The organism is Citrobacter sp. wls615, from assembly GCF_005281355.1.
Taxonomy (GTDB): Bacteria; Pseudomonadota; Gammaproteobacteria; order Enterobacterales; family Enterobacteriaceae; genus Citrobacter; species Citrobacter werkmanii.
Map to the genome: position 1 here is coordinate 306,830 of NZ_SZXM01000005.1, position 19,705 is coordinate 326,534.

Consider the following 19,705-nt stretch of genomic DNA (forward strand, 5'->3'; position numbering starts at 1 on the left):
GACAGAATCATGAAAAAGATTGGCGTTGCTGGCTTACAACGTGAGCAGATTAAAAAGACCATCGAAACCGCCGCTCCTGGCTGCTTTGAGGTGTCCATTCATAACGATATGGAAGCGGCGATGAAGGTGAAATCCGGGCAACTGGATTACTACATTGGCGCTTGTAACACCGGTGCGGGCGCAGCGCTTTCGATTGCCATTGCGGTGATTGGCTACAACAAAAGCTGCACTATCGCCAGGCCGGGTATTAAGGCGAAAGACGAACATATCGCAAAAATGGTTGCGGAAGGGAAAGTGGCTTTTGGCCTCTCCGTCGAACATGTTGAACATGCGATACCGATGCTGGTTAACCATCTGAAATAAAAGGCATGACTATGGATCTGTACATTCAGATTGTGCTGGTGGCCTGCCTGACCGGCATGACGTCACTTCTGGCGCATCGCTCGGCGGCTGTCTTTCATGACGGTATCCGTCCGATTCTGCCGCAGCTGATCGAGGGATACATGAACCGCCGTGAGGCGGGAAGTATCGCGTTTGGTCTGAGTATTGGCTTTGTGGCGTCGGTTGGGATCTCCTTTACCCTGAAAACCGGCTTGCTCAACGCCTGGCTGCTGTTCCTGCCAACGGACATTCTCGGTGTGCTGGCGATGAACAGCCTGCTGGCGTTCGGTCTGGGCGCTATCTGGGGCGTATTGATTCTGACCTGCCTGCTGCCGGTAAACCATCTGCTCACGGCGTTGCCGGTTGATGTGCTGGGTAGCCTCGGCGAGCTGAGTTCTCCGGTGGTTTCCGCATTCGCACTTTTCCCGCTGGTGGCGATTTTCTACCAGTTCGGCTGGAAGCACAGCATTATCGCGGCGGTGGTGGTACTGATGACCCGCGTGGTGGTGGTGCGTTACTTCCCGCATTTGAACCCGGAATCAATTGAGATTTTTGTGGGGATGATGATGCTACTGGCGATTGCCATTACGCATGATATTCGCCACCGTGGCGATGAAGAGATGGATGCCAGCGGGTTATCGGTCTTTGAGGAACGAACCTCGCGGATTATTAAAAACCTGCCGTACATCGCCATTGTCGGCGCACTGATCGCGGCCGTCGCCAGTATGAAGATTTTCGCTGGCAGCGAAGTCTCAATTTTTACGCTGGAAAAAGCTTATTCGGCAGGGATTACACCGGAGCAGTCGCAGACGCTGGTGAACCAGGCTGCCCTGGCGGAGTTTATGCGCGGGCTGGGTTTTGTGCCAATGATTGCGACAACCGCGCTGGCGACGGGTGTTTATGCGGTAGCGGGCTTCACGTTCGTCTATTCCGTTGGCTACCTGGCGCCGAACCCGTGGATTGCGGCAATCCTTGGCGCTATCGTGATTTCAGCGGAAGTGCTGCTGCTGCGTTCGATTGGCAAATGGCTGGGACGGTATCCGTCAGTGCGTAATGCGTCGGACAATATTCGTAATGCCATGAATATGCTGATGGAAATGGCGCTGTTGGTCGGCTCGATTTTTGCCGCAATCAAGATGGCGGGCTACACCGGCTTCTCGATTGCGGTGGCGATTTACTTCCTCAACGAATCGATAGGGCGTCCGGTTCAGAAGATGGCGGCCCCGGTCGTGGCGGTGATGATCACCGGTATTGTGCTGAATATTCTCTACTGGTTTGGTCTGTTTGTTCCGGCTTGAGGAGGCGTAAAAAATGAAAACATTCCCTCTGCAAAGCCTGACGCTCGCGCAAGCACAGCAAAAGCAGTTTGCGCTGGTGGATACGCTCTGCCGTCACTTTCCTGGCGCTGATTTTCTGGCGGGGGGTGATTTGGGGCTGGCCCCGGGGCTGAATCAGCCTCGGGTCACGCAGCGTGTGGAAAAGGTGTTGGCCGAGGCGTTTCATGCTGAGGCCGCAGCGCTGGTTCAGGGGGCAGGCACCGGGGCTATTCGCGTCGGGCTGGCTGCGCTGCTCAAACCCGGCCAGCGACTGCTGGTTCATGACGCGCCAGTGTATCCTACGACACAGGTACTCATCGAGCAGATGGGCATTCTCCTCATCAGGGCAGATTTCAACGATCTTAAGGCCATAAAGCAGGTCATTACGGAGCATCGCCCTGATGCCGCGCTGGTGCAGCACACGCGCCAGCAACCGCAGGATCGTTACGTGTTAGCCGAGGTGTTGGCGGAAATTGCGCAGTGCGGCGTACCGACGTTAACCGACGATAACTACGCGGTGATGAAAGTTGACGGTATTGGCTGTGAATGTGGGGCTACACTGTCTACCTTTTCGTGCTTTAAACTCTTCGGCCCGGAAGGCGTAGGGGCGGTTGTCGGCAAGGCGGAGGTTATCGCTAAAATTCGTGCGACACTTTATTCCGGCGGCAGCCAGATTCAGGGAGGGCAGGCGCTGGAGGTACTTCGTGGACTGGTTTTCGCCCCGGTGATGCATGCGGTACAGGCTGGCGTTTCCGAACGGTTGCTGGCGATGCTCAATAGCGGAGCGCTGCCCGAGGTGAAAAAAGCCGTCATCGCCAATGCCCAGTCGAAGGTGCTAATCGTGGAGTTTCACCAGCCGATTGCAGCCCGCGTGCTGAAGGCGGCGCAAGAGAGTGGTGCGCTGCCATACCCGGTGGGAGCAGAGTCAAAGTATGAGATCCCTCCATTGTTCTATCGTCTTTCGGGGACGTTTCGCGAAGCAAATCCGTCGCTGGGAGATTATGCGATCCGTATTAACCCAAACAGAAGTGGAGAACAGACCGTGCTGCGTATTTTGCGCGAGAGTGTGAGTGCGATAACATGTGAATGAGCATCGAATCTATAAATGCAAAAACCGGGTGATTCCCGGTTTTTTTGTATCTGCGCAATCGCTTTTATTACTGATTTGCAGCCGGACCACAGCCACCAATAATTTTAGAAATCGAAATTGCTGGATGCAGGAAGTAATCGTAGCTGCAGTTATTTTTTGTGTTTTCGATATGACCAGTACACGCGGTCAGCGTAGCCAGAACACCAGCAACTAAGGTGATTTTTGCAAATTTCAGCATGTTAAAATCCTTGTAAGATATCTATTTTAAAATGGATGAAGTCCATTTCTCGGCGGTTAAGATATCAACTAAAATATAATTAAAATAGTCCAGAAAAGGACTTAACGGCTTTTATATAAAATATACAGCCAATGAATTATTTTTAAATAAAAAAGCCTGGTATTAATAAAGAATGCCAGGCTGCCGAGTATAATTAATTAGCGAAATGTTTTTCTGAAATTCAACATGAAGCCTTTATCGCTGATACCATCCTCTTTCCACTGGTAAGCATCCAGATTCAGGCTGGCGTCTTTGGCGCTGTACTTCACGCCAACAGTCGCCAGACCGTTGACGCCGCCGCCTTTTTGGTCGTCGTCTACGCTAAAGGACTGGCCTGCGGCACCTTGTAGCGACGCGGTACGCTGGCTTTTGCTGTAGCTTAGATTCGGGCCGCCTTCCAGCGTGGCGCTGGCGCTCCAGCCATTTTCACCGGTGTAGTCGAGCTTCATTCCGACTATGGAATCTACGGCGGTTTCGCTGCCAGCGTTCATCGACAGGTTGAAATCCCCTGCGCTGCGCTCTTTGTAGCTGCCTTCCAGCGTGTGACGGAATTTCACCCCGACGTAAGGTGTGACTTTCAGCGCATCGCCCATCATGGTGAAGGTTTTCGCTCCTTCGCTGCGAAACTCAAGATACTGCTGACGTGCGTCGGAATCCGCCACCTTGTTGGTGTCGCCATAAGAGACAGAACGGCTACTGTCGAGGTTGTGCACGTCATAACGCAGGCTGTTGTTCCACGCCAGACCTTCATCAAATGCCATGCTGTGCTTCAGACCAAAGAACTGACTGTAGCCGCCGGTCAGGCCGTTATCGCCCGCAGTTTTCGAACCGTCGCCATCCAGACGCGCAATACCGTACTCCAGCGTCAGATTCTGGCTGGCGGTGAGATCCAACGTCTGGCGTAATGCCAGCATGTCGTACTGGGTGTCGTTGCCCAGCTCCGCACGCGGGTCGCCTTTCGCCACCACGTTGAACGCCAGGCCATCTTTAATTTGCGGCGCGGCGTCGGCCAACATGGTAAAGCGGTTGCTGAGTACACGCGCTTCACGGAATACCGTGGTGGCTTGAGCACCGCTCACCTGCTTGAGTGCGCTGTTCAGCTCGGCGGTAGTACCCACGTTAAGGCTGGTGTACAGCTCGTTGTTGGTGTAACCAGCGTCCAGCGCACTCGCCACGCCAGAAACGCTGGCGTCGGTGGCCACGTCGGCATAGGCGTTTTTGGTCATGGTGACGTCAACGTTGCCGTTGCTGTCCTGGCTACCCTGGGCGTTCCACACCACGCTGGTGGACTGGATGGCGCTTGCGTCGTACAGGTTACTACCCTCAACCACGTTGTCAAAGCTGACGCTGGTGTCGGCGGTGCCTGCGGTGAACCCGGTGTTAATTTCCACACCGTTCATGCTGGCGTTGCTGACCATCAATTTACCGGCGCTGCCATCAGCGCTGGTGCCGACTACGTAGCCCGACAGGTTGTTGGTGGCAGATGAATCTGCACTGTCGCTGGTGGTAACGGTTGTCGTGCCATCGGTAATGGTGGGTTCCGTGGGTGCCGTGAAGTCAACATAATGCACTTCCGTACCGTCGCCGTTTTCGCCGCTGCCTTCAATGGTTTTACCATCCTGCTTGATAAAGCCGGAGCCGGTCACGTTGTCATCAATGTAGACTGTGCCGTTATTGACGATATGACCGTTACTGCCCAACTGGCTGAAGGCGTAGGAGTTGCTGGCGTAAATATTGATGGTGCCGTTATTTTCGATCACTGCATCGGATTTGGCATCTGATTCCAGCTGCATCCCGACCATGCCGGTTTGCGTGGTGCCTACTGTCCCCACATTGATAGTGCCGTTATTGACCATCTTCGCGCTGCCGTGCGCGGACATCGACACATTGTTAGTTTTATCAATGTTAATGGTGCCGTCGTTAATGGCTTTACTGCCGCCATTATTTTTCGAGGTAGTGACCTGTCCGTTAATGACGCCAGTGCTGCCGTTGTACAGCGTGTGTCCGCTCCCGCCGGTGGCGATATCGGCATCGCTGTTTACCGTCCCCCAGTTATTGAAGGTACCGGACCACAGGCCGTTATCCGCCAGCGTCATCACGCCACCTTCGAGGTTATTAAGCGTCCCGCTTTTATCGACAGAGCCGTTTTTAATTACCCCCGCGTTGTTGACGGTTGCGGCGGCGGTAAAGTTCAGCTTATCAACTTCGCCGCCTGCGTTGTTGTTCAGTACCGCACCGCCCGATGCGCCAGTCCAGGCTGTCACCGTACCGGTATTGTTCATGGTGCTGGACCATTGCTCAACCGTGTTCATGGAACCGCTGTTGTTAATAACGGAACCAGCTACCGTGGTTCCGGTTTTCCCGGTTACGGTACCAGTATTGTTGAAGACGCCGCCGTCTACGGATACCGCCGCCGTTGTCCCATCGTTGGTATAAACCCCGCCAGTGTCGATACTCACGCTGCTGATGCTACCGGTGGATTCGTTGGTCACGTCGCCATAATTTTTAACGATAACCTTGCCGCCGCTGACGGTGCCAGCGTTGGTGACATGCACGGTTCCCGTTGCGGCCGGATCGGTGATGATGGTTTTATCCGTCAGCGTTTCGCCTTCAGCGGTAATAACGCCACCATCGAGGAGAGAAAGGGAAACATTGCTGTCGGTCGGGTTGTATTCGTCGCTGTCCTGGCAATCGTCGCCAAAGCAGACCGTGCCGTAGTTAACGATGTTACTGCTGCTGTCGGTCAGGAAGGGTTTACCGTAGGCAGCTTCAATATTGATCGTGCCGCTGGTGTCGTTAATTACCAAACCGCCGTTTAACGCGGCCATACCGACCAGTTGATTTTCGTCGGTTTGTGTAACGCCTTCATCGGCAGTCAGGTTAATGGTGCCCTGGTTAATGGCTGTGCCGCCATTGAGCGCCATCATACCGAAGCCCGCATTATTGACGGTAATGGTGCCCGTATTGGTGGCGGTTGCATCGCCCTGACCGCTGTCGGTTGAGCCAGCGACCATACCCGTGCTGGTGAGATAGAGCGATGACGGATGCCAGTAACTTGTGCCGGTGATGTTGCCTTCATCATCCAGCGTCGGGACTAAGCCGTCCAGGTAGATATCACCTTCGTTCCGCGCTGTCCCTTTGCTGGCGGAAACACCATACACGCCTGCTCCCTGCAAATGGATGGTGGCACCTTCATCATTAATGACGCTACTATCTTTTCTTGTAGCTGCCATCGCGTAGAAGGTATGGTTATACCACATCAGCGGAAATTCAGCGATACCATTGTTTTCTGATGGCTTTTGGTCGGAAATAAGGGAGATATCGCCGCCGGACTGATTGTGAACCATGGAGCCTTCGCCCTCAGCGCGGACAATGGCGGTACGATCGTCATCATTGCTGCTGTTGTCGGTGGCATAGACCAGAATATCACCGCTGTTGCTGGCTTCAGCTCCGTTGCTGGCTTTTATTATGGAATAGACGCCGTGGCTGGTAATACTACCGTTGTTCTCAATTGAGGAACCTTCGCCACTGGCGAGTAATAGGGCGTTGTCGGTGAAATAGTAATTACTCACATAATGGGCACTGATATCAATGCTGGAGGCGTCAGTCAGAATTAACGAGCCGCCGTTATTGACTTGCGCCAGCGTAACCATTCCGCCCACTATGGTTGTCGTATCTATGGAAGATTGGCCGCTTAATACGACCTGGCTGTCGCCGTCAATATTAATGGCCGTGATGGATACATTGGAATCCTCAGATGAATTGTGGCTGACGTTGATACCACCGTCTATCTTGACGCTGTTGTTGTCACCGTTAACGTTCAGCCCCACAATCTGCTCGGTAGCCGAGGTCTGGGCGTTAACGTCAAAATTCAGCGCGCCGTCCAGGGTAATATCGTTGTTGTTACCGCTGACGGAAACGCCGGTTAGCGGGGAGCCACTGTCAATTTTATCTTCTTTTGCGTAATCTGCGCTCAAATTAACGTCGCCGGTGATATCAACGGCGTTGCTGTCGCCGCTCACGTTCACGCCCGTTGCGCCGCGAAATATGCCGCTGCTGTCCTGTGCTGAGTTCACGTTAATATCGCCGTCCAGCGTAATCTGCGACGTATTGCCGTTTACCAGCGCGCCTGTACCATTTAGGCTAACGTTAATATCCCCTTTATTGCTAAAGGTGTTTTGTTCGCCTGCAACCACAAACCCCACAGAGTCCCGATCGCGGACGGTGGCGTTGCCGGTATTTTTCACCTCATCGCCGGTACCGTTGGCGACGATACCCGTCGCGCCGTTGGTGACCAGCATGTCACCTGCCTGGGTCAGATTATTATCATTACCATCAATGACTGCGGCAGTAGAGCCCGCGCCATCCACGGTGATATCACCCGTATTCGCGATTCGCGCGTTATCGCCTTTGATGTACTGGCCGGTGGAGCCCGCGCCGGTGACTGTTGTGTCGCCGGTGTTATCAATCACGGCGCCGTCACCGTTAATTTGGGTTCCGGTCGCTCCGTCGGTAACGTTTAACTCGCCATCGTTAGTAATGCGCGTCTTGTCGCCAGTAATAATGATACCGGTTGAATCAGCGCCGCTTACCTCAGTGGTACCGGTATTATTGAAGGTAGTGCTGTTGCCGTTAACAAAGATGCCCGTTGCGCCGTCGGAAATATCCTGTTTCCCTTCGTTGTTAATGGTTGCGTTGTCGCCGTCAATATTCAGCCCGAAAGATCCGGCGCCGCTGGCGGTAGTATCGCCTTTGTTGTCGATGAAGACATCATCACCGGTAATTTTTGCCCCGGTAGCGCCGTCGGCCACATTGAGTTCACCATCGTTGATAACGTGCGAGTTGTCGCCATTGACGATGGAGCCGGTAGAACCCTGACCGCTGATGTTAGATATACCGGTATTATCCACCGTGGTTCTGTCGCCATCGATCACCATGCCTGTGCCGCCGCCCGTGACGTCAATGCCACCGGAAATGCGGGTGGTGGTGTCGTCACCTGAAATCAGTGCGCCGGTTGCGCCATCGACGGTGCTTTGTCCTGAAATCGTATTGGTAGTGTTGTCACCAGTAATGACGATGCCAACCGCGCCATCGCTGACAGAGGAATCACCGCTTAACGCGTTGTTTGTCCGATCGCCGGAGATGATGACGCCGGTTTTACCTGCACCGTGGGTATCAACACCGCGATCGGCGGCGTGTGACTCGTCGTCGCCCGTTGCGACTGTGGTTTGATCATCGGCAACAATCAGGTATCCCTGGCTGTCATATTTCCAGTACAGGCCGCTTCCCTGCACTGTACCTTCGATTACGGCAGCGTTGCTGTCAGTGACTTTCCAGTCTGAAACCAGCAGAGTTTTACCGTCTTCTAACGCGATCTGCCACTGATCGTCCTGTTCGGAATAATTCCACATCGCGCCGCCGAGGTCTGTGCCACTATCCAGCCTGATGTCGTCAAATGTCAGTGTATTCAATCCCTTATCGATGGTGATGCCATTACTGAAGGTAATGACTGAGGTATCATCGGGAGGTGTGGGCGTGACATCGCCGCCATCGTCGTCGGGAGGTGTGGGCGTGACATCGCCGCCATCGTCGTCGGGAGGTGTGGGCGTGACATCGCCGCCATCGTCATCGGGAGGTGTGGGTGTTACATCGCTGCCGTTATCTGATGGGGTTGTAGGTGTATCATTATAGTGGGAATGACCGCCACCATTGTTATCGATACCTATCGCTACACCGGCTGTTAGCGCAGCGATACCACCTGCGACCCATCCCCAGTGATTGTCTTGCTCTGTATAACCCGCCACGCAGCGTGCGGAGAGTTTGTTACGCTCGTCTTTTGATAATACGGATACATCAGTGGGGCAATCGTTGTCATCGTCGCTGCTATCTGCGGCTATCGCCGGGAGATAGTAAGTTTGCAACGCAAGAGCAATACCCACCGCAATGAGTTTTTTCCTTTGCATAATCGATATCCTTAAATAAATACGCACAAAATATGCCATAGAAGGCATAAATTTATTTCGATTATTATTTTGCCACTGAACAGCCGTACTTAGTCAAACTACTAAATGACTATATTATTTAGGATGTGAATTTATTTATGGATTATACGAATATAAATGGGATGTTTTGCAATGAATTCATAAATTAGAGCGAAAAATCATCTCCTTGGTGAATGAATTTAGTTTTTCTTAATTTAAATTTGAGAATAAAGAATGAATGACAGGAATGATAAATGCCCTGAATAACAGGGCATAATTTGAATTAATGGTTCGAAAACCAGTTCAGCTTATCGCGAAGGCCTACCACACGACCAACAATAATTAGCGCTGGGCTTTCAACCTGTTGCGCTAATTCCCCGAGCTGCGTCAGCACACCGTTGACGACGCGTTGTTTCACGGAGGTGCCGTTTTCTACAAGTGCAACCGGCATATCGGGCTGCATGCCAAATTCGATCAGTTTTTCCTGAATCGTGGCCGCCTGGTTCAGCCCCATGTAGAACACCAGCGTCTGTTTCTCTGCCGCCAGATTTTCCCAGTCCAGCTCGCCGCCGGTTTTCAGGTGCCCGGTAACCAGACGAACGCTCTGGGCGTAATCACGATGGGTCAGTGGAATGCCGGAATAGGCGGAACAACCGGAGGCTGCGGTAATACCCGGTACGACAGAGAATGGAATACCGGCGTGGCAAAGCGTTTCCAGCTCTTCGCCACCGCGACCAAAGATGAACGGGTCGCCACCTTTCAGTCTCACGACGCGTTTACCCTGTTGCGCTTCACGCAGCAGGATCTGGTTAATCTCTTCCTGCGGTACGCAGTGGTAACCCGCGCGTTTACCGACGAATACCCGGTCCGCATCGCGGCGCACGAGGTTCATAATATCGTCGGAAACCAGACGGTCATAAACCACTACGTCGGCTTGCTGGATCTGCTGCAGCCCTTTCAACGTTAGTAACCCGGCATCGCCAGGACCGGCGCCAACCAGCACCACTTCACCACGGTGATCCAGTGGTTCGCTGAGCAACTGCTCGGTGGTTTCCTCGACAGCTTTACGATCGTTGTTTGCCAGCGACTGCGCCAGGCGGTCATTAATGAACAATTTTTCCCAGAAGCGGCGACGTTCACCCATACTGGCAAACTGGTTTTTAACCCGGGAACGCAACTTGCCTGCATATTGCGCGACCTGGCCCAGATGCTGAGGCAGCATGGATTCGAGTCTTTCACGCAGCAGACGGGCCAGCACCGGTGAAGTGCCGCCAGAGGAGACCGCCACCATCAGCGGCGAGCGGTCGATAATGGAGGGCATGATAAAACTGGCTGCTTTTGGCGCATCGACTACGTTGCAGAAGATACGACGTGATTCTGCGGCGGTGCTGACGCTTTGGTTGACGGCATCGTCATCGGTGGCGGCAATAGCCAGCCAGCAGGTGTCGAGCAGGGACTCATCGAACGGCCCCTCAACCAGCGTCAGCATGTTTTCATCTGCCCATACTTTGAACTGCGGAATAAACGCCAGCGCATTAACCGTTAAACGGGCACCCGCTTCCAGCAGTAACCGCGCTTTGCGTTCTGCGACATCACCACCGCCGACGATCAAGCAGTCGCGGTCACGTAGTTGACAAAATATAGGCAAATGATCCACGACATTACCCCTTAATTATTTGGCTGTTATGCCAGATTCTCAGCTTGGTTGATTTTTGCCGGAACAGGACGCTCCGATTTTGGCGTAGCATACCAATAACCTAATCCCATGAATACGACACCGGACAAAGTATTACCGAGTGTCACCCACAGCAGGTTATGACCAATTCCTGACAGGGTATAGGCTTCGCTGTGATGGCCGAACCAGGAGAGGGCAAACAGCGTCATGTTGGCAACGGAGTGCTCGTAGCCGGAAGCAATAAACGCCAGCAGACACCACCAGATAGCGAGGAATTTTGCCGCGCCTTCGGTACGGATTGCCATCCAGATAGCCAGACAAACCAACCAGTTACATAGCGCGCCTTTAAAGAACAAAACCATCGCAGGCGCGGTCGTTTTCGCCAGAGCAACCGAATGGACGATGCTGGTATCGACCGGCAGCAGGCTACCGCCACCCCAGCTGTAAAGCAGGGCGACAAACACGGAACCGACCAGGTTACCCAGCCAGGTTTTTGGCAGGATTGCCCACATCTGACCGTGACTGATGGTGCCCGCTTTAACGCCAAGCGTCAGGAACATCGTGTGTCCGGTGAACAGTTCAGAACCGGCGATAATAACCAGCGTTAAGGCAATACCAAAGGTTGCACCCATTACCAGAGGACGTACGGACGGGTCGAGCAGATTGCCGAGGGTGAAAATAAGAATGATGCCGAGACCCACATAGGCCCCCGCCATTGCCGAACTGATCCAGAATCCGAGCGGGTTATTAGCCGACAGGCGTGCGATGCGCGCAGCGTTAGCCGCACACTTATTGATAGTGTCTGTGAACATGTGTTGATTATCCTTTTCTCACTTCATCCTTTGCCCTGCCTCTTTGTTGGCTGCCCTCGCTCACCCCAGTCACATAGTGAACTATGCTCCTGGGGATTTGCTCAGTTGCCGCCGCGATGCAGTACAAATGATTTTGTGATAACAATGAAAATGAAAAAAAATACAAAAAAGGGGAGGCGTTGCGCCTCCCAAAAATTTATTAACCGCGCAGTTGCACCGTGCCGTCTTTCACTCGCGCTTCGTAATGTTTCACGGAGAACTGTTCGTCTTCCATGCACAGACCGTCGCTTAAGCGAAAACGCTGTTTTTTCAGCGGGCTGGCAACCCACAATTCGCCTTGATGTTCAGCAATCAGCCCACGAGAAAGCACGCTGGACTCAAAGAATGGGTCGATGTTGCTGATCGCAAACACCTGGTCGCTGTGATACGGGCGGAAAATCGCAACCTGCTCGTTACCTAACAGGGCGCAGACGCCTGTTGCAGGCAGAATGTCATCGATTTTGCAGATGTTTTTCCACTGGCTCATGCGTTTTCCTCCACCAGAGTCACCGGGATACGCTCATAAGGCGTGGCCGGACGATGTTGTTCACGTTCAGGCACAACCTGGACATTCGGATCGCGTTGATCGCTGTTGATAAAGTGTTTGAAGCGAACCTGCGCAGATGGGGTGTTAACGGTTTCTGTCCACTCGCAGACCACTGCTTCACGCAGACGGGCCATCTCTTCTTCAAGATGCTGATTCAGACCCAGCTTGTCGTCGATGATGACGGACTTCAGATACTCGATACCGCCTTCCAGATTGTCTAACCACGGTGCGGTACGGGTCAGTTTGTCGGCAGTACGGATGTAGAACATCATGAAGCGGTCAAGGTACTTGAGCAGCGTTTCGCGATCGATATCTGCTGCCAGCAGGTCTGCATGACGAGGTTTCATCCCGCCGTTACCGCAAACGTACAGGTTCCAGCCTTTCTCAGTAGCGATGATACCCACGTCTTTGCCCTGGGCTTCCGCGCATTCACGGGTACAGCCAGAGACACCGAACTTCATCTTGTGCGGCGTACGGATGCCTTTGTAGCGGTTTTCCAGCTCGACGCCGAAACCGACGCTATCGCCCACGCCGTAGCGGCACCAGGTGCTGCCCACGCAGGTTTTCGCCATACGCAACGCTTTAGCATAGGCATGACCGGTTTCGAAACCGGCTTCAATCAACTGGCGCCAGATTTCCGGCAGGTCATCTTTCTGTGCGCCGAACAGGCCAATACGCTGAGAGCCGGTGATTTTGGTATACAGGTTAAATTCACGCGCGATACGCCCCACGGCCACCAGACCTTCAGGGGTGATTTCACCGCCAGCGGAGCGCGGGATTACAGAGTAGGTGCCGTCTTTCTGGATATTCGCCAGGAAGTTGTCGTTGGTGTCTTGCAGCGGTGTGTGCTGAGGTTTGAGAATGTACTCATTCCAGCACGAGGCCAGCAGGGAACCGACGGTCGGTTTACACACTTCACAGCCGTAGCCTTTCCCATGTTTTGCCAGCAACTCTTCGAAGGTTTTAATGCCTTCTACGCGAATGAGATGGAACAGTTCCTGACGCGAGTACGGGAAGTGTTCACACAGGTTGTTGTTAACTTCAATACCCTGTTTCGCCAGTTCAGCGTTCAGGACCTGCGTTACCAGTGGGATACACCCACCGCAACCGGTACCGGCTTTGGTTTCAGCTTTCAGCGCCGCAACGGTGTGACAACCTTTATTGATAGCAGCAACCAGCATGCCTTTGGTGACGTCGAAGCAGGAACAAATCTGCGCGCTGTCCGGCAGTTTATCGACGCCGATAGACGGTTTGCCGCTGCCCGCGTGCGCAGGCAGGATCAATGAGTCCGGGTTTTCCGGCAGTTCGATAGCGTTCAGCACCAGTTGCAGCAGATTGCCGTAATCGCTGGTGTCGCCTACCAGAACCGCGCCGAGCAGCGTTTTGTTATCTTTGCTGACAATGAGGCGTTTGTAGACTTCTTTGCTCTCGTCGAGGTAAACGTAGCTGCGCGCACCTGGTGTGCGGCCATGCGCGTCGCCAATCCCGCCAACGTCAACGCCGAGTAGCTTCAGCTTGGCGCTTAAATCTGCGCCTTCGAAGGCGTTTTCGGTTTCGAGGATATGGTCAACGGCGACCTGCGCCATTTTGTAGCCGGGAGCCACCAGACCATATACACGGTTGTTCCAGCTGGCGCATTCGCCGATGGCATAGATGTCCGGGTCAGAAGTCTGGCAGGTGTCGTTAATCACGATCCCACCGCGCGGAGCGACGTCCAGACCGCACTGGGTAGCCAGTTTGTCGCGTGGACGAATACCGGTAGAGAAAACGATAAAGTCGACCTCCAGTTCGCTACCATCGGCAAAACGCATGGTTTTGCGCGCTTCGACGCCTTCCTGGACAATCTCTTTCGTGTTTTTGCTGGTGTGCACTCGCACGCCCATGCTTTCAATTTTGCGACGTAACTGCTCGCCACCCATATGATCCAGCTGTTCAGCCATCAGCATCGGAGCGAATTCAATCACGTGGGTTTCAACGCCGAGGTTTTTCAGCGCACCGGCGGCTTCCAGGCCCAGCAGGCCACCGCCGACGACAGCACCGCGTTTGCTACGGCGCGCGCAAGACTCAATGGCGTTGAGGTCTTCAATGGTGCGGTAAACGAAGCAGTCCTGGGTTTCCGAACCTTTAATCGGCGGGATCCACGGATAAGAGCCAGTCGCCATGATCAGCTTATCGTAATAAACCGTACGACCCGCGCTGGAGTGGATCACCTTCTCCTGGCGGTTGATGGTAATTGCGCGCTCGCCGACTAATACCTTAACGCCGTGCTTCTCGTAGAATCCTTCGCGCACCAGAGAAAGCTCTTCGGCGGTGTGGTGGGAGAAGTAGGAAGACAGGTGTACGCGGTCGTACGCTTTGCGGGGTTCTTCACAGAAGACGGTAATATCAAAATTGGCAGCGTCGGATTTATCAAGAAGATCCTCAATAAAGCGATGGCCGACCATACCATTACCGATAATAGCGAGTCTGACTTTGCTCATTTTTGCCTCGATTTCTTTTCTATTACCGCCTACCTTAACGATTCAGCTACCCCGCTTATTGATACAAATCAAATTCGCCCTCATATACTCCTTAAGAGGTACATAACTGATTTACCTACATTTTTATAAGTTACGGAATTGACTGGCTTTTAGTGTTTGTATAAAAAGCGCACAAATTAAGGGGTTTTTGTATGAATTGGCCTACATCACCAATGGAGGAAGGGATGCCAGGGATATGCCGGATGGCGAGAACACCATCCGGCCGTGAGATTAATGCGTGGCCGGCGCGTTATGCTGGCGATGGCGCGTAACAAACCCAAGAATAAAGCACATTACGAACACAACGGCATACAAGCCGTTAGCTGTTTGCAGTGCCGCCATTGGACCGCTATGAGCGACGATCGGGCCAGTGACGACGAAAGTAAGCATGGTACCGATGGTGCCGCAGGTCAGAATGAAGTTAACCAGTTTAGGTGAGGCGACCTTCGTCTGCTGGGAACCGAGGGTAATAATGGTGGTATAAATCGCGCTGGAGAAGAAGCCCAGCGTCAGAATGAACCACGGCATATGCTCCGGCGTACCGGTGATAAACAGATACATCAGGACGGTGGCCAAACCCGCCAGTACCGTCAGGATGCGCTGCAAATCGAAGAAACGCAGAATAAAGCTAAACGCCCACATGCCAACCATGTAAGACATCCAGAAGTCGCTGACCAGTTTACCCGCATCACCCAGGCTCATACCCAGACTTTTGGCATATTCCGGTACCCATGAGATAAAACCAAGCTGGCCGAGGATGTAACATAAAGCCGCAATGGACAGAAACAGTACGCCAATGCCCCATTTTTCTTTTACTACCGGTGCGTCTGACTGCTGCGCGTGTTTGCCCAGCGCAGGGAATTCGCAACCGAAGGTCAGCAGGAAAATAGCGACATAGACCAGGCCGATGCAGGCATAAACCCAGTACCATTCAATGCTGCGCGCTAGCAGAAATGCTGCCACCATCGGGAAAATCATGCCAGCCATGCTGAAGAAAGAGTCCGTAAACAGCAGGCGAGAACCGCGCTGGCGACCTTCATACATCTGCGTGACCAGGAATGTACCAATCGACATGGTGATACCGCTCACCAGCCCAAGGACAAACATTGCTGCTGAGAACAAGGCCAGGCTATGGCTGAGCATCAGTCCGGCGACCGCCAGAACCATCAGGATAAAGCCAAAGCGCAACTGGGTTTTCAGGGGCACAATCTCCATCAGCCATGCATTCAGAAAGATAGAGATCAGGATGCCGGCATTCAGGAAAGTGAAGGTGTTACTCATACTGGAAACGGGCAAATGAAAGTAATCTGCGATATTTCCCATCACCATCCCGGTGACAATTACCAACGCGCCTGTCAGGGCGTAGGAGAGAAAGCTAATCCATGTGAGCTTAATGCGGTTGCTGTTAGTCATGACTGGCCTGTATAGAAGTGTAAGGCGCATTGACTGCGCCGTGAGCGGGCAGATTTTAGGCGCTTTAGTGACACATTTAAATATTTAATGGCAATAACTTGCTCCGTTACATTTTTGTATGTGATCTCGATCACAATGAGTATTGCGACTGTGAGGTTACATTTGTTTCAAGTACGTAAAATTAAGTAAAGGGATGGCCTTGTCCTTGAAGGCTCTTTAAAATCAATTCACTTGCTTCATTTCTGCTCTTGTTAAGGAATTCTCATGCTCAAATCGACTCTGGCGGCTGTTGCAGCTGTTCTCGCTCTTTCCGCTCTCTCCCCTGCAGCACTGGCAGCAAAAGGTGACCCACATGTCCTGCTGACCACCTCTGCGGGTAACATTGAGCTGGAGCTGAACAGCCAGAAAGCCCCGGTTTCAGTGCAAAACTTTGTCGATTATGTGAACAGTGGTTTCTATAACAACACCACGTTCCACCGTGTGATCCCGGGCTTTATGGTACAGGGCGGCGGCTTCACCGAGCAGATGCAGCAGAAGAAACCTAACCCGCCAATCAAGAATGAAGCCGATAACGGGCTGCGTAACACCCGTGGCACGATTGCGATGGCGCGTACAGCAGATAAAGACAGCGCGACCAGCCAGTTCTTTATCAACATCGCAGACAACGCTTTCCTCGATCACGGCCAACGCGACTTTGGCTATGCTGTATTCGGTAAAGTTGTGAAAGGTATGGATGTCGCGGATAAGATCTCTCAGGTACAGACCCATGATGTTGGTCCTTACCAGAATGTCCCGTCAAAACCGATTGTTATCCTTTCAGCTAAAGTCCTGCCGTAATCGTATTTTGCGCGGGTAGTTCCTGCCCGCGTTCTCTCCCTTCTCTGCGTAACCCGAAATTGCTGCTTATACTTGTGGCAAGTGCCGCTTACATTCAGGGAGGTCACGTGAAAAAACTCACCGATAAACAAAAGTCCAGACTCTGGGAGCAACGGCGTAATGTCAATTTCCAGGGAAGCCGACGACTGGAAGGCGTGGATATTCCACAGGTTACTCTGAACGCGGAAGACGCCCTGGCGCGTCTGGAAGAGTTGAGGAGGCACTATGAGCGATAAATTCGGTGATGGACGTGACCCTTATCTGTACCCCGGTCTGAATGTGATGCGTAACCGCCTGGGGATTCATCAGGCCCAGCGTCTGGCACAAGCGGCATACGAATTAACAGCACTGCGCGCCGCGACGATTGAGTTGGGGCCTTTAAAGCGTGGCTTGCCACACCTGTGCGCCATTCATCGCCAGTTATACCAGGATATTTTCGACTGGGCGGGGCAGTTGCGGGAAGTTGATATCTACCAGGGCGATACACGCTTTTGCCATTTCGCCTATATCGAGAAAGAGGGCAATGCGCTGATGCAGGACCTGGAAGAGGAGTCCTGGCTGGTGGGATTGCCGGAAGACAAATTTGTCGATCGCCTCGCGCACTATTATTGCGAAATTAATGTGCTGCATCCGTTTCGTATTGGTAGCGGTCTCGCGCAGCGTATTTTCTTCGAACAGTTAGCGATTCATGCCGGGTATATGCTGAGCTGGGATGACATTCAGGTTGAGGAGTGGAACCAGGCGAACCAGAGCGGGGCAATGGGCGACCTGACCGCCCTGCGGGCGATATTTCGTAAAGTGGTAAGCGAAGCCCCGGAAACTGAGTAGAATAGCGCGGGTCTTATGTACCGGAGCCGCCATGATCCTGCTTATCGATAACTATGATTCTTTTACCTGGAACCTGTACCAATACTTTTGCGAACTGGGCGCTGATGTTCTCGTCAGGCGTAACGACGAGCTGACGCTGTCGCAAATCGACGCGCTGAATCCGCAAAAAATCGTGATTTCCCCAGGCCCCTGCACGCCGGATGATGCCGGTATCTCGCTGGATGTAATTCGCCATTTCGCGGGCAACATCCCGCTGCTGGGCGTGTGTCTCGGTCACCAGGCGATGGCGCAGGCGTTTGGCGCGACCGTGGTTCGGGCAGCAAAAGTGATGCACGGTAAAACCTCGCCGATTACGCATAACGGGCAGGGCGTTTTTCAGGGACTCGCCAACCCATTAACCGTGACACGCTACCATTCTCTGGTGGTTGCCCCCGAAACGCTTCCTGACTGCTTTGAAGTGACCGCCTGGAGTGAGACACAGGAGATCATGGGTATTCGCCACCGTGAGTGGGATCTGGAAGGTGTGCAGTTTCACCCGGAGAGTATTCTCAGCGAACAGGGACATCAGCTGCTGGATAATTTCCTCCAACGGTGATTTATGGTTGCTATTCAGTGATTTTTTATTCATATTTTGTGATTATAATTTCACTAGCATTTCTGCTTAACAGGGTGGTAATGACATGGCAACTGAACAAACTGCGATTACGCGCGCGACATTCGATGAAGTAATTCTGCCGATTTATGCACCGGCTGAGTTTATCCCGGTAAAAGGAAAAGGGAGTCGAGTCTGGGATCAACAGGGCAAAGAGTATGTTGATTTTGCGGGCGGCATTGCAGTTACCGCGTTAGGGCATTGCCATCCGGTGCTGGTTGAGGCGTTAAAAACCCAGGGCGAAACCCTGTGGCACACCAGTAACGTTTTCACCAACGAACCAGCGTTGCGCTTAGGTCGTAAAATCATTGATGCGACCTTTGCTGAACGCGTGCTGTTCATGAACTCCGGTACCGAAGCCAACGAAACCGCCTTTAAGCTGGCGCGTCATTATGCCTGCGTACGCCACAGCCCGTTCAAAACCAAAATCATTGCCTTTCATAATGCGTTTCACGGTCGTTCGCTGTTTACCGTATCTGTTGGTGGGCAACCGAAATATTCCGACGGCTTTGGACCAAAACCGGCAGATATCATCCATGTGCCGTTTAACGATCTGCATGCGGTAAAAGCGGTGATGGACGATCACACCTGTGCGGTGGTGGTTGAGCCAATTCAGGGGGAAGGCGGCGTTACTGCGGCAACCCCGGAATTCCTGCAAGGTTTACGTGAACTCTGCGACCAGCATCAGGCGCTGCTGGTATTTGATGAAGTGCAGTGTGGGATGGGGCGTACCGGCGATTTATTTGCCTATATGCACTACGGCGTGACGCCGGATATCCTCACCAGTGCTAAGGCGCTCGGCGGCGGCTTCCCGGTGAGCGCCATGTTGACCACCCAGGAAATTGCCTCCGCGTTCCACGTGGGTTCGCACGGTTCCACTTACGGCGGTAATCCACTGGCCTGTGCAGTTGCAGATGCCGCGTTTGATATCATCAACACCCCGGAAGTGCTGGAAGGTATTCAGGGCAAACGTCAGAAGTTTGTCCAGCATTTGCAGCAGATTAATCAGCAGTTCGATATTTTCAGCGATATTCGCGGCATGGGGCTGCTGATTGGCGCCGAGCTGAAGCCGCAGTTTAAAGGCCGGGCGCGCGATTTCCTCTACGCCGCCGCGCACGAAGGGGTGATGGTGTTGAATGCCGGGCCGGACGTGATGCGTTTCGCGCCGTCGCTGGTGGTGGAAGACGCGGATATCGAGGAAGGGATGCAGCGTTTCGCGCAGGCTGTCGCGAAGGTGGTGGGCTGATTGCCTGATGGCGGCGCGAGCGCCTTATCCGGCCTACAGGGTAAGGTTTGATT

Annotated in this window: 15 protein-coding genes; 8 read left to right on the forward strand and 7 right to left on the reverse strand. The window is 53.1% G+C overall.

What is annotated here, in order from left to right; all coding sequences use genetic code 11:
- Nucleotides 1-9: 9 nt before the first annotated feature.
- The 3 genes from FDX04_RS02145 to FDX04_RS02155 are packed head-to-tail and all read left to right on the forward strand — an operon-like array spanning nucleotide 10 to nucleotide 2,787.
- A complete protein-coding gene (locus FDX04_RS02145) occupies nucleotides 10-363 on the forward strand; it encodes a DUF2620 domain-containing protein (RefSeq protein ID WP_047408212.1) in 354 nt (117 codons plus the stop codon).
- An 11-nt stretch (nucleotides 364-374) separates the two neighbouring features.
- Nucleotides 375-1,679, forward strand: a complete 1,305-nt coding sequence (locus tag FDX04_RS02150; RefSeq protein WP_137370391.1) for a YhfT family protein — start codon at nucleotides 375-377, stop codon at nucleotides 1,677-1,679.
- A gap of 13 nt (nucleotides 1,680-1,692) precedes the next feature.
- On the forward strand, nucleotides 1,693-2,787 hold the full coding sequence (locus tag FDX04_RS02155; protein WP_137370392.1) for an aminotransferase class I/II-fold pyridoxal phosphate-dependent enzyme: 1,095 nt from the start codon (nucleotides 1,693-1,695) through the stop codon (nucleotides 2,785-2,787).
- A gap of 67 nt (nucleotides 2,788-2,854) precedes the next feature.
- On the opposite strand, the gene FDX04_RS02160 is transcribed toward FDX04_RS02155, so the two are convergent.
- The 7 genes from FDX04_RS02160 to tsgA all read right to left on the reverse strand — a co-directional run bounded on the left by FDX04_RS02160 (nucleotide 2,855) and on the right by tsgA (nucleotide 16,050).
- On the reverse strand, nucleotides 2,855-3,025 hold the full coding sequence (locus tag FDX04_RS02160) for a YhfL family protein (protein ID WP_003827690.1): 171 nt from the start codon (nucleotides 3,023-3,025) through the stop codon (nucleotides 2,855-2,857).
- A gap of 197 nt (nucleotides 3,026-3,222) precedes the next feature.
- Nucleotides 3,223-9,027, reverse strand: a complete 5,805-nt coding sequence (locus tag FDX04_RS02165) for an autotransporter outer membrane beta-barrel domain-containing protein (RefSeq protein ID WP_137370393.1) — start codon at nucleotides 9,025-9,027, stop codon at nucleotides 3,223-3,225.
- Nucleotides 9,028-9,328: 301 nt separating this feature from the next.
- Entirely contained in the window at nucleotides 9,329-10,702 is a 1,374-nt protein-coding gene (cysG, locus tag FDX04_RS02170) for a siroheme synthase CysG (RefSeq protein ID WP_137370394.1), read from the reverse strand.
- A gap of 26 nt (nucleotides 10,703-10,728) precedes the next feature.
- Complete coding sequence (gene nirC, locus FDX04_RS02175; protein ID WP_137370395.1) at nucleotides 10,729-11,532, reverse strand: nitrite transporter NirC; 804 nt, start codon at nucleotides 11,530-11,532, stop codon at nucleotides 10,729-10,731.
- 199 nt (nucleotides 11,533-11,731) lie between these two features.
- On the reverse strand, nucleotides 11,732-12,058 hold the full coding sequence (gene nirD / locus FDX04_RS02180) for a nitrite reductase small subunit NirD (protein ID WP_003023590.1): 327 nt from the start codon (nucleotides 12,056-12,058) through the stop codon (nucleotides 11,732-11,734).
- Nucleotides 12,055-14,598: an NADPH-nitrite reductase large subunit gene (gene nirB, locus FDX04_RS02185; RefSeq protein ID WP_137370396.1), complete on the reverse strand. Its 2,544-nt coding sequence runs from the start codon at nucleotides 14,596-14,598 to the stop codon at nucleotides 12,055-12,057. The genes nirD and nirB overlap by 4 nt, the downstream gene beginning before the upstream one ends.
- 270 nt (nucleotides 14,599-14,868) lie before the next feature.
- Entirely contained in the window at nucleotides 14,869-16,050 is a 1,182-nt protein-coding gene (gene tsgA, locus FDX04_RS02190; RefSeq protein ID WP_038634817.1) for an MFS transporter TsgA, read from the reverse strand.
- A 264-nt stretch (nucleotides 16,051-16,314) separates the two neighbouring features.
- On the opposite strand from tsgA, the gene ppiA reads away from it, so the two are divergent.
- From ppiA to FDX04_RS02215, 5 genes are all read left to right on the forward strand, one after another.
- Nucleotides 16,315-16,887 (forward strand): peptidylprolyl isomerase A, encoded by a 573-nt coding sequence (ppiA, locus tag FDX04_RS02195; RefSeq protein ID WP_003023595.1) that lies wholly within the window; start codon nucleotides 16,315-16,317, stop codon nucleotides 16,885-16,887.
- A gap of 107 nt (nucleotides 16,888-16,994) precedes the next feature.
- Nucleotides 16,995-17,162 (forward strand): YhfG family protein, encoded by a 168-nt coding sequence (locus tag FDX04_RS02200; RefSeq protein ID WP_064507016.1) that lies wholly within the window; start codon nucleotides 16,995-16,997, stop codon nucleotides 17,160-17,162.
- Nucleotides 17,152-17,754 (forward strand): putative adenosine monophosphate-protein transferase Fic, encoded by a 603-nt coding sequence (locus FDX04_RS02205; RefSeq protein WP_079225890.1) that lies wholly within the window; start codon nucleotides 17,152-17,154, stop codon nucleotides 17,752-17,754. Before FDX04_RS02200 ends, FDX04_RS02205 begins: the two co-directional genes overlap by 11 nt.
- Nucleotides 17,755-17,785: 31 nt before the next feature.
- Complete coding sequence (gene pabA, locus FDX04_RS02210; protein WP_042312037.1) at nucleotides 17,786-18,349, forward strand: aminodeoxychorismate synthase component 2; 564 nt, start codon at nucleotides 17,786-17,788, stop codon at nucleotides 18,347-18,349.
- Nucleotides 18,350-18,434: 85 nt separating this feature from the next.
- Nucleotides 18,435-19,652, forward strand: a complete 1,218-nt coding sequence (locus tag FDX04_RS02215; protein ID WP_137370397.1) for an aspartate aminotransferase family protein — start codon at nucleotides 18,435-18,437, stop codon at nucleotides 19,650-19,652.
- Nucleotides 19,653-19,705: the final 53 nt, after the last annotated feature.